This window comes from Oleiphilus sp. HI0128, assembly GCF_001635365.1.
Genome location: NZ_LWGG01000696.1, coordinates 1 through 13995, shown reverse-complemented (window position 1 = coordinate 13995; position 13995 = coordinate 1). Strand labels below are relative to the sequence as shown.

The following is a 13995-nucleotide window of genomic DNA, read 5'->3' as shown; positions in this document are numbered from 1 at the left end:
GATTATATCTTCACTCAGGTGAATGATGATTTTTCCTTGAGGGCTAGTTTTGAAAAAACTATAGAAACTCGCGACCCCTTCAACAACGACTCGGTGACTGTTGGTTTTTTCTGCGACTAACTTCATTGAGTCGCCACTGATCCAACCTAAGGTGTTTTGTATCGCCCAAAGGATATCAATCATTCGCTTGGGATTGTTATCAAAGCCTTGGCAGATTTCAGAAATACGAAGCTGGTTTTCCATAAGCAGACTACTGAGTTGTTATTTTCTTGGTACAGCCATGAAGTTAAATAGTGTAGTTCTTATTAAGTATTCCTTGCTAGCCTTGCTGAGTAAATAGCTGATCTTGATCCAGGTTAATTCTTCGGCAAAAAGCTATGAAGAAAGTTTTATATGTTATGTCGAGATTTATCAGCAGGAATGATAAGCTGATCAAAAAATAACATCTTTTTAGCGAAATGAGCGATGGTTACTTTCAAAAACTTTGGTTGCTCGATACGATATGTTCATATAGCAACATTTATGAGTATTTTAGGGCAAGGTAAGAAAGCCTTTTTTCACTGACTCAAAATATTCATTGATAATAAAAACAAAATAAAAGGTTAACTATGGGCGCTTTAAATATAGCCAAAATCGGGCACCGAAACTTACGTACTGAATATCAGACTTCGGGTGAGGTCTTTATCCCTATCGCGCGTGTTAAGCCGCTAGTTAAAATCCTCATGATGAATAAGGTAGATCTGAGGTCCTTGTTAAAAGATACAGGGCTTCAGTTTCAGGATTTATCCGAGACTGATCAGACGATAAATTTTCTTCAGTACAAGCAGCTGATTATTAATGCGAGGCGTTTGCTTCCTCATCATCCTTTTGCACTTTACTTGGGAGAGCAGAGTTTTCTGCATCATGATGGAGTACTCGCGGCTCGAATTATGAGTAGTGAGAATGTTCAGCAAGCGATGGAACTTCTGACCAAGTATCAACCTTTATTTACACAGATACTGGGTTTCAAGTTTGAAATGCAAAAATCTGGATTGGGAGTGTTAACCCTGACGCCTAAACAAGACTTGGGTGACGCGCTACCTTATTTTATGGAATTCACCTGCTCTGTAATTTACTCCTTAGGGCGCTTTTTTATGGGGGGCGTTGAGCTGGATGACCATGATAAAGCGGGCCAGATACACTTTTCCTTCGATCAACCGAAGGTAATTGAGGCTTACGACGAGTTCTTTTCGGTGCCGGTATTTTTTAATCAGGATCAGAATCGAATTGTTTTGTCTGAAGCCTTGCTTAAGCAGCCTCTGGTTTTCTACAACAAAGATTCGGCCCAGTTAAATGAACAATGTTGTCAGGAGCGTTTGAGTGAAGTTTGCCCTGATAATACGGTTTTAGATCGCGTGAAATTCATTATTCGTAGAGATATTTTCCAAGAATTGTCTCTTGATACCTTAGCCTCTGAGCTTTGTATGTCTCCGCGTACCTTACGGCGTCATCTTCAGTCTCATGAAACATCATATAAAGAGCTATTAGAAGAGGAACGTAAGCGCGTTGCACTGGCTCATATTCGAAAACAGGATATATCCATTGAAACTTTGGCTGAAAGCTTGGGTTATAGTGATGCATCAAGTTTCAGCCGAGCTTTTAAACGCTGGTACGGTCTATCGCCGAAGAACTTTAAACCGAATTAGAATGCTTAGTTTTTTATTGCTCTTTGCTTAGTTTACAACGGCTAGATGGTGGGTAGTCACTTTGTAAACAGAGCCTTCCAAGGCTCGCTAGCAATTTAGCACGCCCTTGATTAATGAGGGGGAGCCTCTGCCTAGCTTTTTTAAACTCGGCTTACTATAACTGCCCACACTTGATCTGACTCATTTACCTAGCCTGCGCTCTGTGTAATGGTTTCCTTAAACAATAAGAGGAGGCTATATGACCAAGCAATCCGTTTCCATTGCCATCGCTGGCTACGGCGGTACGGGTGTTATCACAACCGGACAGTTACTGCTCAAGGCTTGCGCCAAAGCAGGCTACTTCGGTTTGGCGCAACGCTCTTTCGGGCCGCAAATAAGGGGAGGGGAGTCTTTAAGCCTTCTTCGTTTTTCAAATCATCCTGTTCAATCCCCTGATGACTATTTCGACTTACTCGTCTTGCTTGATACTGACCATGTCACGCGTTTTAGTGCTGAAGTGCCATTGAACGAAAACAGTGTCGTTATCATAGGGAAAGATCAGACTAAGACTCCAGAGTTTGTTAAAGACTCTGGTGCTCGCGTCGTCGAGCTTCCATTGGATACACTGGCAAGTGAGACCGCTGATGGCGGAGAGAATATTGTCGCTGCGGGCCTGTTAGCTAAATTCTTAGGTTTGGAGCAAGGCACGATACAGAAGGTATTGAGAGAGCACTTTGCCAAGAAAGAAGAGTTGCTGTCGCAGGCTGAAGACTGGTTAATTGCGGGTTGGAACCTGGCTGACCAATACCAGGAAGTGGCGCAAGTTCAATTGGCAGATAAGAGTGAAAAATCTCCACAATGGTTGGTAAATGGTAGTGAGTCTTGTGGTCTCGGTGCGCTAAAGGCAGGTACGCGCTTTGTTGCGGCTTATCCGATTACACCGGCTTCGGGCATTCTTGAGTGGCTCGCGCCAAATTTGGAAAAATTGGGCGGCAGTTTGGTTCAGGCTGAAGATGAGCTGGCCTCTATCAATATGATTATCGGATCGTCTTTTGGCGGTGTTTCGTCGCTTACCGCTACCTCTGGCCCTGGTTTAGCATTGATGGCTGAGTCTATAGGTTTGGCCGTTGCCAGTGAAACTCCTCTGGTAATTGTGAATGTGATGCGAGGAGGCCCTTCAACGGGTATTCCCACCAAATCAGAGCAGTCTGATCTAAATATGGCGCTACATGGTTTGCATGGCGATGCGCCGCATGTGGTGACTGCCATGTTATCGATTGCAGACAGTGCCTTTACCACGGGTTGGTCAGTGTGGTTGGCAGAACACCTGCAGGTGCCAGTGATTACCTTGTCTGACCAATCAATGGCCCAGTCAGATGCAAGCCTTCTGGAGCCGCAGCTTTGGCAAGAAAAGGGTGAACGCTTGATCGCAGCGCATTCAGATACGCCTTATCATCGTTACGCACTAACTGATAGCGGTATCTCACCTATGTCGATTCCTGGTGAAGAAGACATGATGTATACCGCAGACGGGTTGGAGCATAACCAACATGGCACGCCTTCTGCTGCCACAGAAATGCATCGCGAGCAGCTGCAGAAACGCGCCGAGAAGCTTCGTCAGTTCGATTATTCTGAACATTGGGCTGAGGTGTCAGGGCAGGGTGAAAGCGCCATAGTTTGTTGGGGGTCGGTCTCATCGGTAGCTAAAGAAGCGGCTGAAAGAATGACCGAGCAAGGTGAGGCATGCCGAGTCATTGCTTTACGTTTGATCGCGCCACTACAAACCGAGGCGCTGTTGCGCGAGCTAGAGGGTGCAGAAAAAGTACTTGTTGTCGAGCAGAGTCATGGTGCCCAGTTTATGGCTTGGTTAAGGGCGCATGTAGACTTTCCTTGTGCTCACCAAAGCTTGGCTATTCCGGGCCCTTTACCTATCCGGCCGAAGCATATTATCGGTGCCTTTAATCAATGGGAACAGAACGCTCTGGAGGTAGAACATGTCGCCAACTGCTGAGAATAAAAACATAGCAACAAGAAAAGCGAAGGATTATAAGTCTACGGTCAGCCCAATTTGGTGTGCCGGTTGTGGGCACTATTCAGTGTTAGCTGCTTTAACCCGTGCTTTGGCAAAACTCAACCTTGACCCGGAGAATGTTGCTATCATTTCGGGTATTGGCTGTTCGTCTCGTTTGCCTGCCTACACACATTTATTCGGTTTTCATGGTGTTCACGGTCGGGCGCTGCCCGTGGCGGGTGGTTTGAAGGTGGCACGTCCGGATTTGACTGTCATCGCGGTGGGAGGCGATGGTGATGGTTTTTCTATTGGTGGCAATCACTTTTTGCATGCCTGTCGACGGAATATCAATTTCACCTATATCGCCATGGATAATGAAGTCTACGGTATGACTAAAGGGCAGGCTTCACCTACGACGCCTTCGGATTGGGATCACAGTAAACTAACCCCTCATGGCACGGGTGTTCCTGCACTGCAGCCAGCGAGCCTTGCACTGGGTGCCGGGGCCGGATTTATCGCGCGTGGTTATTATGGTGATCCGAAGCAGCTAACGGATTTAATCGTTAAGGCTATTGAACATGAAGGTTTCTCCTTCGTGCAGGCATTGAGCCAGTGTGTCACCTTTGTACCTGAGCAAAAGCATTGGAAGGAAATGGTCCATGAGTTTGGTCAGGAGCACACTCACGACCCAATTCAGACCGCTGCTGAAATTCAGAGGGATGATGGCTTCGGGCTTGGTATGATTTATCAGAATGAAAGACCTGCATGGATGCCTCCGCATTATGAGCCCGAGAACGAAGGGGAAGTGCTGGACGAAATGCAGCGTACGTTTCAGGTTTAGATGTATGACTTGAAGGCGGCTTACTTAAGTTAGTCCTTTTCTGAAAAGAGGGCTGTAACCAATGGCACTTACTTAAGCTTGATTTCGCCCCGAAACTCGTCATTCCCGCGCACAAGGTGAATTGCGCAGCAAGAGAGGGCCGCCTGGGCGGGGCGGGAATCCATTGTTTTTCAGCCGTTTGGCTGACCTAGAGAGTTAAAAAAGACTAGAAATCTATAGGTTAGCGATAGTCATGGTCCTTCAATTTCATTGAGTTAGCCTCAAAACAATGGATTCCCTTGTTCAAGGGAATGACGCCAATTTCTCCTTAAGTAAGTGCCATTCAGGGCTGTAACTTTTTATCGACTCTCTAGGCAGAGGGTTCTACCCCTCGCCGAGTCGCCCTTAGCTCTCGACGACTCGCATTTGTGTGTTTCAAGGTCTACAGTTAGGTTTTACTTAATTAAGGACTTAGCTGAAACAATGTGCCAATCTGTATTGAGTTTCTGGTTTGAAGAAATCGAACCTTCGAGCTGGTTTGTTAAGGACTCTGATTTCGACGCCCTGATTCAAGGGCGTTTTGCTTCCTTGCACCGCCAAGCGAATGCGGGGGAACTCTACACTTGGCGTTCAAGCCCCGAAGGCCGGTTGGCTGAGATTATCGTTCTAGATCAATTCTCTCGAAATATGTATCGAGATACGCCGGCTGCTTTCGCTTCTGATACACTTGCTTTGGTGCTGGCTCAGGAAGCGATCGCTTGTCGTGCAGATTTAGCACTTGAACCCACTGAGCGAAGTTTTCTGTATATGCCTTTCATGCATAGTGAATCAAGAGCGATTCATGAAGTTGCGTTGTCGCTTTATTCTCAAAAGGGTTTGGAGCGCAATCTTGAATTTGAAAAGCGCCATAAGGAAATTATTGATCGTTTTGGTCGCTACCCTCATCGTAATCAGATACTTGGAAGAGAGTCGAGTCAGCCAGAGTTAGCGTTTCTGGAGCAGCCAGGCTCGTCTTTCTGATTAAGTGCTTTTTGGCATCCCTCTGAATTCAGAAAACGCCTGTAAGAAACTAAGGCTATCACTTGGACTTAAAGCATACGGTTGAAATGAACGATCAGGGTTGAACTTTGCGAGTATTTTCTCGTGACTCCCGACTTTAAGAACGGCTCCCATTGCCCACTCGGGAAAAGAGCGGCTAGTCGTTTCGTTATAAACGATAAGCTTTAAGGCCTTGTGGCGATAGTCTGTTTTGATATGTTGAAATAGCGCTTATCTGAGCATAGAAAACCGCTAATCATATGCTTTTGATTATTCAGCTTTGCGACTTCAACAATACTTTTCAAGTCTTCTAGGGTTAAAACCTTGGAAGCCGTACTCACATAAATCAATTGAACTAGACTCACGTTAAGTCACTCTCTTAATATAATCAGACGCCTTTACCTGATGATAAGTTGTATTTTGGTAGTGAATTTTCACGGGCTTCGGGTCTACGATTTCTATCGGGATATCGTTATGAACAGCCGTTTCCAGGGCCATTTGAGTAATATTGACACTAAAGGAGGTGCCCATAAATACCATCTTCGAGGCATAACGCATTCGTTCCTGTGCCTCTGATATTCTGTAAAGATCAGTGTAGAACTCATCGAAGAGCAAAACGTAAGGCTTTTGTGAAACGTCTAGCTCTGGTGTAAGTGTGTGCTTACTAATTTTAAACAGGGAAAGTAGTGAGTCGACAAGATTCTCTTCATCCACTTGTTCCCAAGGCGTTTGATAAGTCTCAACCGTTGGGCCTTGCTCATGAAAACGCGTCATTTGATCTAAGCGCCCATGAATTGCGATATAATCTTTGTTGCCGGCCTTACCATCAAGACCATCAATATTTTGGGTGATCAGGTTTTTATCTGCGAGCCAATGGTGCACTTCATTTGGCCCGTGATGGCGATACGTTGCAAAACGATGATAGTACCAAGATAGAAATTCTACCGGGTTTTCGGTGTACATTCGGCGCGTAGCCATTTCCATCGGGGTATAGTTCTTACTGCCAATGGTCCAAAAGCCATCCTCACCTCTAAACGTTGGAATGCCACTTTCTGCGCTAACACCTGCGCCCGTAATATATAAGGTACTCATATTGACTAGCTATTACCTTCTTCATGGCTGTTAGGTTGGGCTCTACTCTCTTCAAGCGCAAGGGAATCAAGCTTTACTGGCTTATGAATATGATAGCCTTGAGAGTAAGTGATGCCTATTTCGGTCAGCTTATCTTGAATCTCTGCTGTTTCAACAAACTCTGCAATCGTTTCTATGCCTATAGCACTTGCGACGTCGGCAATTGATTTGATCATTGCGGTATTTACGGCATCATCGCATAAGTTTTTAACAAATACGCCATCGATTTTTAGGTAGTCAATATTAAGGTCCTTTAGATAGGCATAGGATGAAAAGCCTGTGCCAAAATCGTCGAGTGCAAAGCGACAGCCGAGCGCCCTGAATTTATCGATGAAATTCTGGGTATTATCTAGATGCGTGATCGCCATGCTTTCGGTGATCTCAAAGCAGACTTTATGGGGCGGCACCTTATTCTCTTCAAAGAGATTAACCAGAAAAGCTGAGAATTCTTTTTGACCAATGCTCTGTGGACTGAGGTTAATACTGGCACAGCCGAGCTTTTCCAAGTGCTCGGGGTGTTTACCTAACCAAGCGAAGTAATTCTTGATGACCCAGCGATCTATATTAGGCATGAGGTTATAGCGTTCTGCCGCGGGCAAGAACTGGCCTGGAGAACAAAGGTTGCCGTTGCTATTGATCAGGCGAAGCAGGATTTCGTAATGAAAGTTTTGCTCTTGACCTTGGTTGGGCGCAATGTGTTGAAAGACTAAAAAGAACTGATCATTCGTTAGTGCTTCTTTAATTGTTGTGACCCATTGCATTTCGAGCTGTCGGAACTGTAGGTCTTTATCAGACTCAATGAATACATGAACACGATTACGCCCTTGGTCTTTGGCCATATAGCAAGCAGCATCCGCCATGGCTAGTAGTTGTTCTACATTCTGGTGATAAGGGTATATTTCAACCAAGCCGATACTGACGCCAATGCTGTAACGCTTACCTTCCCAGATAAATAAAAATTTCTCGACGGCTTCTCTGAGACTTTCGGCAATAAGCCTTGCTTTGGGAAGACTTGTTTGGCTAACGAGAATGCCGAATTCATCGCCCCCCAGTCGAGCGATGATCTGCTGAGGCCCGAGCGCTTTTACTTCTTGAAGCAGCTTCTGGCTAATATTTTTTAGCAAGATGTCGCCTGCAGTGTGGCCACAGAGGTCATTCACAATCTTAAACTGGTCTAGATCCATATATAGTAAGCAGGCCGAATCTTCACCTGCTTGAACTTTAAGCAATAACTCTTTTGCTGAACTCTCAAAGGTTCTACGGTTATAAAAGCCTGTTAAAGAGTCGTGCTCAGCCAAATGTTTTAGCTGCTGTTCAAAGGCTTTTCGTTCATTAATATTGATTAGAGTTCCTTCCAGTTCCTCGTTTCCCTGCTCGTTCACATAACGGGCAGAAATATTCACCCACATGGAGTCACCTAGGGAGTTGCTGAGCTGAGCTTCGTAGTCGACAACTTGGCCTGACTTCTTAACCGCTTTGAAAAACTCAGTGAACTCTTTTTCTGAAAGGTAATAACCGTTTAAGTCTTTAGTTTTTCCGCTAAACGACGGAATATCCTCTAAACCTATCAGTGACAAAAAGGCTGGGTTTGCTGACAACAAGGTCCCTTTTTTGTCGTAGCTGAATATTCCCTCAAGTGAATTTTGGTAGAGGTTTTCAAAGCGTTTGAGGTTACCAATAGATTGGGATTGTGCTTGCTCTCGTGCTCGCCTTTCGCTATTGATTCGGTCAGCCAATGCCATTGATATAATAACAATGCCCACGACACCGCCAATATTTCCAGCGTATTCGGTAAAGGTAGAGGAGGGCAAATAGCCCATTTTGCTTGAAGACTTTAGTACGATACCCAAAAAGTAAGCGCCCCATGCGATGCAGAAGAAGCGTGCAATACGCGGGCTAAACCGAAGCATTGCCAAGCAGATAAAGGTGACGCTGCTCATCACTATGACAGTCATGCCACCATTAAGGATGGCTGCCTGGCGATAGGGTAGAAATAGGCTGGTGATAGCAGAGACAACAGTCAAAAAAGTAAGCAACTTGATACCACGGTAGAGGATACTTTTCTCTGGTATGGGGAGTATTGTCCGGGTGAAGAGCATCGTAGATAGTAAGCCAAAAGAGATAAAGGTAATTGCAGATATTTGATGCCAGCTGGGCGCACTAGGCCAGAACCATTGATAGGCAAAGCCATCTAGTGAACTATGCATCCCAGCCATACAAAGGATGAAAAAGCTGTAGAGCAAGTAGGTTTTGTCGCGGATGATTAGAAACAGGCACAGGTTATAGGCACTCATAATCAAAAGCGCACTTAAAAAGCAGCCGTAGAGAAATAGTGAGTTATTCGCTTGTAGTAGAAAACTCTCTTGCTCCCATAGTTGCATAGGAACCTGAAGAGAGCCTTCACTGCTCACCTTCACAAAGTACTCTTGAGGCTGCCCGGCAGAGAGCTCAAGCGGTAAAACAAAAGTAGGAAACTCGATGGGTCTTTGTGCAAAATTGAATCGGTCTCCGGTTTCGACAAGTTTTTTTAGAGTCACCGAATGAGAAGGTGAACCTGGAATGCTGTGAAACAACTGTATATTATCTAGCTGGCTATAGTTGACGTGTAGGTAAGCGGGTATATCAACAGGCGTCTCGTTTTGTACAGCAAAGCGAAACCAATAAGCACTACTTGAAAAACCAAAGTTGGCACGACCTTCAGGTAAAGATTGCCATTGAGTATTCTGTATTGTGTGGATATTCCCAGGCGTCAGTGAGTGGTCTTTATCTTCAAAATATACAATATGATTGGCTAGAACTATGTTTTCGGTACTGTGATCAAAGCTGATTGGCTGATTGCTAGCCAGCGCATAAAAACTGAAACCAAATAATAATATGAGAGATAAATAGAGCTGTTTCATTTAAACATTTCTTCTTGGAAAATTCGAAATTTACCTTCTTGTCTGAGCGCTTCGAGCCCGGCATTCAGAATATTTAGATAGTATTGGCTGTCTGGCTGGGTTTTGGAAAATAAAATATAGTTTTTACCTTCACTGAGTGCTTTAGTGTTGATTCCGATCGATTCTATTTCAGCTGGTGAAAAGTTTCTATGAAGCAGGTACTTTCCTGTGAATTCAGAGATAGGAAATAAGTCGATTGTTCCGCTGATTAGTTTTCGCAAGTTATCTATATCTGTATTGCTAATTGACACTCTTAACCTGTCTTGCTTGTATAAACGCCAAAATTCATCGTTATAAGTATAGCTCCGCGTAGCGCCAATTTTTAAACGGCCTAGTTCATCAAGGCTTTGCCATTTGAACGGGCCGTTAAAGCGTTTTTTAGTGTAGAAAAAGACAAAATAGATATTCTCGATCGTTTGGCTATGGAGAAAGTCTTGTCTTCTTTCTTCACTTTCCCCCCAAAAAGACGTGGCGTGATAATTACCGATTCGAGTCGCTTCTAGGGCTCTTTTCCAAGGGAGATAGTCAAATTTGACGTCAATGTTGTGGAGCTTAAACGCTTCGCTAACTAGACGATTAATGTAGCCTCCACCCGGCAGTGATTGTGAGGTCCACGGCGGATATTCTCCACTGGCTATTTGGATAGTTTCAGCCTTAGAGAGTGAATGGAAACTGACTAACAAAAGCAGGGTTAATGCTTTAATTGTGGCACTTGTACGCTTCATATACCTAACCGTTTATAAGCCAATTCAAATCTAGATATCTGATTTCAAAAAAGCAGGCTAACTTAGTTATTATGTCGGTAGTGATATTAGTGTAGTAGAGTTTGGCCGGTTTGGAGTGTCGCTTTTAGATTGTGTCGTTATTACAACTAACGTTTGTTATTAGTCACTTTGTTATCAGTTCGAGGTATGATGGCTGTTTACAAGTTTGAATCGGAATGATTATGCAAGCTGAAGCTCTTATTTTATTGATCAATTTCCTATTGGTGACGCTTACTTATTTGTTCGTTTATCCTCGGTTTGCGGGGCGAGATTTGAACAAACTATTTACGAACGACTTGGCTGCTATGGTGATATCTCTCTTGGTGGTTGGCAGCTTATATCAAGGTCAAGACCTCAAGTTATCGTTGATCATTCTAGAGACTAACTGGTTCTGGTTTAGTTTACTGACATATATGCTAATCGAGACGCCTTTTGCACTCAGGTATATCAAAAAATATAAGGTTTTTGAGTAGGGCTGGTTAGCCCTCTGCAAGCATCGAAGGTTCGAGCTCTTCTTCCTGCTCTACTACTTTTCCTACCTTAGCTAATTTCAGAAGGTTTGGCATGATAAAAAGTGTACATAGCGCAGACACTAGCATGGTAATACTAATGAGAAGTCCGAGGTTGAAAATAGGCTGAAACTCTGACAACAAGAGGATTGAGAAGCCTAATGCAATGGTAAAAGCGCTGGTTAATATTGGGAAGGTGATATCTGTCAGGGCTGCTTGAGCTGCGGCATCCCTAGATTGAAGTGCTTTTAAGTTTCGTAAGTAGGCTTCGACGATATGTATGGAGTAATCGATGCCGATGCCGAAGGCAATGCCGCATAGCAGACTAGAGCCGATATCTAAAGGAATCTGCAATAAACCCATCAGTCCGAACATGACCAGTAATGACATGCTTAGTGGGAAGATAGCGATTATTCCAATACGGATTGAGCGGTAGATCGTGCACAAAACCAATAAAAGTCCGACAACCGAAATGATAATGCTGGAAAGTTGTCCTTGGATAATTTCTTTTGAGGCGGCAGCATTCATACTCCCGTAGCCGGTGAATCTAAACGAAACCCCTTCAGGTAAGGTTTCAGCAATAGGGCCTAGATCGTCTAACAGTTGCTGTAACTGCTTGGAGCCATCTGTTTTGGACATGATTACCACGCGAGTTTCATTGTAAGGGCCCACTTTGGCAATAGACTCAAGGTCTCGTGAGGGGCCGCCCTCTAACAAAAATAAATATTGGGATATAAGCTCCGGACTTAGCTCTGAGCTTTGTATCTTGTCATCATTGGGCGATAAGGTTTTGTGTAGCTGTTTGATAAAACCAGATATTGAGCTTGTGTAGCCAACTGCATCATGACGCTTAGCTTGCGCTTCGAGTTTTTCTATCACTCGTAATACCTCAGGAGAAAGGATGCCATTTTGCTCATCTGAGCTTATCCATACGTTCACTGGTACGGTGCCACCTAGTAACTCGTTGATTCTGGCATCATCTTGCCTCAGTTGAGTCTGGGCTTTGAAGGAGTGAAGGTTTTGTTGGTCAACGTAGAAATTAGGAAGCCCGATTAAGGAGAAGACGACTAAAAGGAATAGCAGTGCGAAGCAACGAGAAATGGTTTGCTTTTTAGCAATGTTTTCTAAAGCCTCAAAGAAACGAATGGGGCGCTGAGTTGTTCCTGAAGAAAAATTTATATTTGCCATTAAAGTAGGCAGCACCGTTACAGAAATAATAAACGCGACAATAGCGCTGATTCCAACCATGATGCCGAATTCTTTTATATTAGTAATTTCGGTGTATGAAAGTGAGAAAAAACCAAGAGCTGTCGTCAGCGACGTAAGCAACATTGCGCGAAAAAGTTTACTGACTTTAGCAATAGTTGCTTCTTGCTTACTTGTTTTGTTTTGGTCTAATTTAGATTCGGAAAGAACATGAATGGCATCTGTTACGCCAATGGTGATAATGAATATCGGCAACATCGTGGTCACGATATTCAGGGATATGCCCAGCAAGGTCATGAGTCCAAAGGTGATGACGATACTGATAATTGATACGCTGAGCGCAAAGAACGGGGCCCAGGCACTGCGAAATAAATAGGCCAGTGTTAATGCTATTAATAGGACGATTAAAGGGAAATAGCGTTGATTATCCTTTTCCATAACATTAGAAATTTCTACATTTACGACTGGTGAGCCAGAAAAGTAGAGATCGAAATTACTTGATTCAACGATGGGTTTTATCAACCCTTGAACCTTATTGAATATCGCAGTAGTGCTTGCGCTATCGTCGGTATCGATGTTTAGTTCAAGATTAATTGCCATTGCGCGGCCGTCTGGGCTAACCAAAGCATCCGTAAACAGAGGGTTATCTAATATTTCTTTGCCTTGATTCTGTTGCCATTGAGCGATCTTTTCTTGCTCGAAGTTGGGGGCAATGGTGATCTCATCTTCAAGCATGAAAATGTCATCACTATTTAGTAGTGACTTGATATTGCGAATAGGGAAGAGGTATTGGCCTAGTAATGCTTCTATTTCCTTAGATTCTTGCTCGTTTTTAGCCGCCGCCAGGCTTTGGTTATATTGACTGATTAAGCTGGCCTTATCGAGTGACTTGCCTGTGTTGAGTTTAGGATTGATCATTTCTATCAAGTCAACGGAGTCTAGAGTCTTATGAATAGTTTCTAATAAGCTCAGTGACTCTGCAGAAAAAATATCGCCAGATTTTGCCTCGAGAATAATAACAATGGTTTCTCTGGATCGCTCAAAAATATCTGTCATCAGATCTTCTTTAACGCGCTCTGTGTGGGTGCGGTCCAAGAAATAGGGCGTGGTGTTTTTTGTTACTTGAGCCGCGAGAAATGCTGATACGAGGATAATTGCCAGAGTGATAATAAAACTGAGTGCGGGTCGAGAAACAATTTGGCGAATCAGTGGGGTTTCTGTCATGGGTGCGTCTATTCTAAGTTTGTTGTGCAGTGCAAATGGATTCTTAACATATAGGGTGCTCTGCCAATTCTGGGCGTGGCGAGAGATATATGTAGTCCTATGGAATCCAGACGTGCGCACTTTAACAGTATTTTTCGGCTGTTCAAGTAGTTATTTGCACTTGGGTTAACAGTTTTTTATCAGAGCGCAAAAAATTATGAATCGAGTCGTCTTGTGTAAGAAAAATGCTTGGGCATACTCTATACTCTACTTTAGAGCACAAACGATTTTATCTTGTAACAATTGTGGTGCTTCATTATGGCCGCTCTCATAATAAGTTGCTCAGTATACTAAAGGCCGTTAACTAGCCATAGCGATCTGAGCATGTAATGACTAATAAAAGTTGAGTGAGTTATGAAAGTACTGATTGTTGATGACCAGCGTTCTATGAGGTTTGTGTCTCTAGCAGTAGTTGCCGGGCTTGGGCATGATGTCATCGAGGCCGAATGTGGACAGGATGCAATTGACCTCTGTCGGCAAGAGAAAGTCGATTTGATTTTGATGGACGTTGAAATGCCTGGTCTTAACGGTTTTGAAACGACTAAAATTATTCGTCAAGATACCTCTATATGGTTCCCCATTATTTTTGTTAGTGCTAAAACGGATACTAAGTTTTTTACTGTGGGTATTCAGTCAGGCGGCGATATTTA

11 protein-coding genes and 1 pseudogene are annotated in these 13995 nt (G+C 43.8%); 6 read left to right on the top strand and 6 right to left on the bottom strand.

From position 1 onward, the window contains the following. On the bottom strand, positions 1-243 hold a 243-nt coding region (locus A3763_RS08625; RefSeq protein WP_197482859.1), incomplete at its 3' end, for an NAD(P)H-dependent oxidoreductase subunit E. Positions 244-608: 365 nt separating this feature from the next. Between A3763_RS08625 and A3763_RS08620 the strand changes: the two genes are divergently transcribed. The 4 genes from A3763_RS08620 (at position 609) to A3763_RS08605 (ending at position 5515) form a co-directional block, all read left to right on the top strand. Continuing rightward, the gene (locus A3763_RS08620; protein ID WP_068516150.1) at positions 609-1685 is read left to right on the top strand and encodes an AraC family transcriptional regulator; all 1077 of its coding nucleotides are present in this window, start codon (positions 609-611) and stop codon (positions 1683-1685) included. A gap of 238 nt (positions 1686-1923) precedes the next feature. Next, on the top strand, positions 1924-3675 hold the full coding sequence (locus A3763_RS08615; RefSeq protein WP_068632967.1) for a 2-oxoacid:acceptor oxidoreductase subunit alpha: 1752 nt from the start codon (positions 1924-1926) through the stop codon (positions 3673-3675). After that, on the top strand, positions 3659-4516 hold the full coding sequence (locus tag A3763_RS08610; protein WP_068516145.1) for a 2-oxoacid:ferredoxin oxidoreductase subunit beta: 858 nt from the start codon (positions 3659-3661) through the stop codon (positions 4514-4516). The genes A3763_RS08615 and A3763_RS08610 overlap by 17 nt, the downstream gene beginning before the upstream one ends. A 462-nt stretch (positions 4517-4978) precedes the next feature. After that, positions 4979-5515, top strand: coding sequence for a DUF924 family protein (locus A3763_RS08605; protein ID WP_068516141.1), 537 nt, complete (start codon positions 4979-4981; stop codon positions 5513-5515). Here the strand turns inward: A3763_RS08605 and A3763_RS30085 are convergent. The 4 genes and pseudogenes from A3763_RS30085 to A3763_RS08585 all read right to left on the bottom strand — a co-directional run bounded on the left by A3763_RS30085 (position 5516) and on the right by A3763_RS08585 (position 10328). Beyond that, positions 5516-5898: pseudogene (locus A3763_RS30085) on the bottom strand (BLUF domain-containing protein). Between the two features lies 1 nt (position 5899). Continuing rightward, a complete protein-coding gene (locus A3763_RS08595; protein WP_068516137.1) occupies positions 5900-6625 on the bottom strand; it encodes a Sir2 family NAD-dependent protein deacetylase in 726 nt (241 codons plus the stop codon). 5 nt (positions 6626-6630) lie between these two features. Continuing rightward, positions 6631-9564 (bottom strand): EAL domain-containing protein, encoded by a 2934-nt coding sequence (locus A3763_RS08590; RefSeq protein WP_068516134.1) that lies wholly within the window; start codon positions 9562-9564, stop codon positions 6631-6633. After that, the gene (locus A3763_RS08585) at positions 9561-10328 is read right to left on the bottom strand and encodes an ABC transporter substrate-binding protein (RefSeq protein ID WP_068516132.1); all 768 of its coding nucleotides are present in this window, start codon (positions 10326-10328) and stop codon (positions 9561-9563) included. Before A3763_RS08585 ends, A3763_RS08590 begins: the two co-directional genes overlap by 4 nt. A gap of 221 nt (positions 10329-10549) precedes the next feature. On the opposite strand from A3763_RS08585, the gene A3763_RS08580 reads away from it, so the two are divergent. After that, entirely contained in the window at positions 10550-10840 is a 291-nt protein-coding gene (locus tag A3763_RS08580; protein ID WP_068516158.1) for a hypothetical protein, read from the top strand. A gap of 6 nt (positions 10841-10846) precedes the next feature. Here A3763_RS08580 and A3763_RS08575 read toward each other — a convergent pair whose 3' ends face one another. Beyond that, the gene (locus A3763_RS08575) at positions 10847-13306 is read right to left on the bottom strand and encodes an RND family transporter (protein WP_068516129.1); all 2460 of its coding nucleotides are present in this window, start codon (positions 13304-13306) and stop codon (positions 10847-10849) included. A 393-nt stretch (positions 13307-13699) separates the two neighbouring features. On the opposite strand from A3763_RS08575, the gene A3763_RS08570 reads away from it, so the two are divergent. Next, positions 13700-13995, top strand: a 296-nt coding sequence (locus tag A3763_RS08570; RefSeq protein WP_156495015.1) for a PleD family two-component system response regulator, incomplete at its 3' end; no start/stop codon positions are given.

Bases quoted from the DNA above. Each gene is read 5' to 3' on its own strand.
- A3763_RS08620 (WP_068516150.1), top strand. From the start codon at position 609: ATGGGCGCTTTAAATATAGCCAAAATCGGGCACCGAAACTTACGTACT.
- A3763_RS08585 (WP_068516132.1), bottom strand. From the start codon at position 10,328: ATGAAGCGTACAAGTGCCACAATTAAAGCATTAACCCTGCTTTTGTTA.
- A3763_RS08615 (WP_068632967.1), top strand. From the start codon at position 1,924: ATGACCAAGCAATCCGTTTCCATTGCCATCGCTGGCTACGGCGGTACG.
- A3763_RS08605 (WP_068516141.1), top strand. From the start codon at position 4,979: ATGTGCCAATCTGTATTGAGTTTCTGGTTTGAAGAAATCGAACCTTCG.
- A3763_RS08590 (WP_068516134.1), bottom strand. From the start codon at position 9,564: ATGAAACAGCTCTATTTATCTCTCATATTATTATTTGGTTTCAGTTTT.
- A3763_RS08610 (WP_068516145.1), top strand. From the start codon at position 3,659: ATGTCGCCAACTGCTGAGAATAAAAACATAGCAACAAGAAAAGCGAAG.
- A3763_RS08595 (WP_068516137.1), bottom strand. From the start codon at position 6,625: ATGAGTACCTTATATATTACGGGCGCAGGTGTTAGCGCAGAAAGTGGC.
- A3763_RS08580 (WP_068516158.1), top strand. From the start codon at position 10,550: ATGCAAGCTGAAGCTCTTATTTTATTGATCAATTTCCTATTGGTGACG.
- A3763_RS08575 (WP_068516129.1), bottom strand. From the start codon at position 13,306: ATGACAGAAACCCCACTGATTCGCCAAATTGTTTCTCGACCCGCACTC.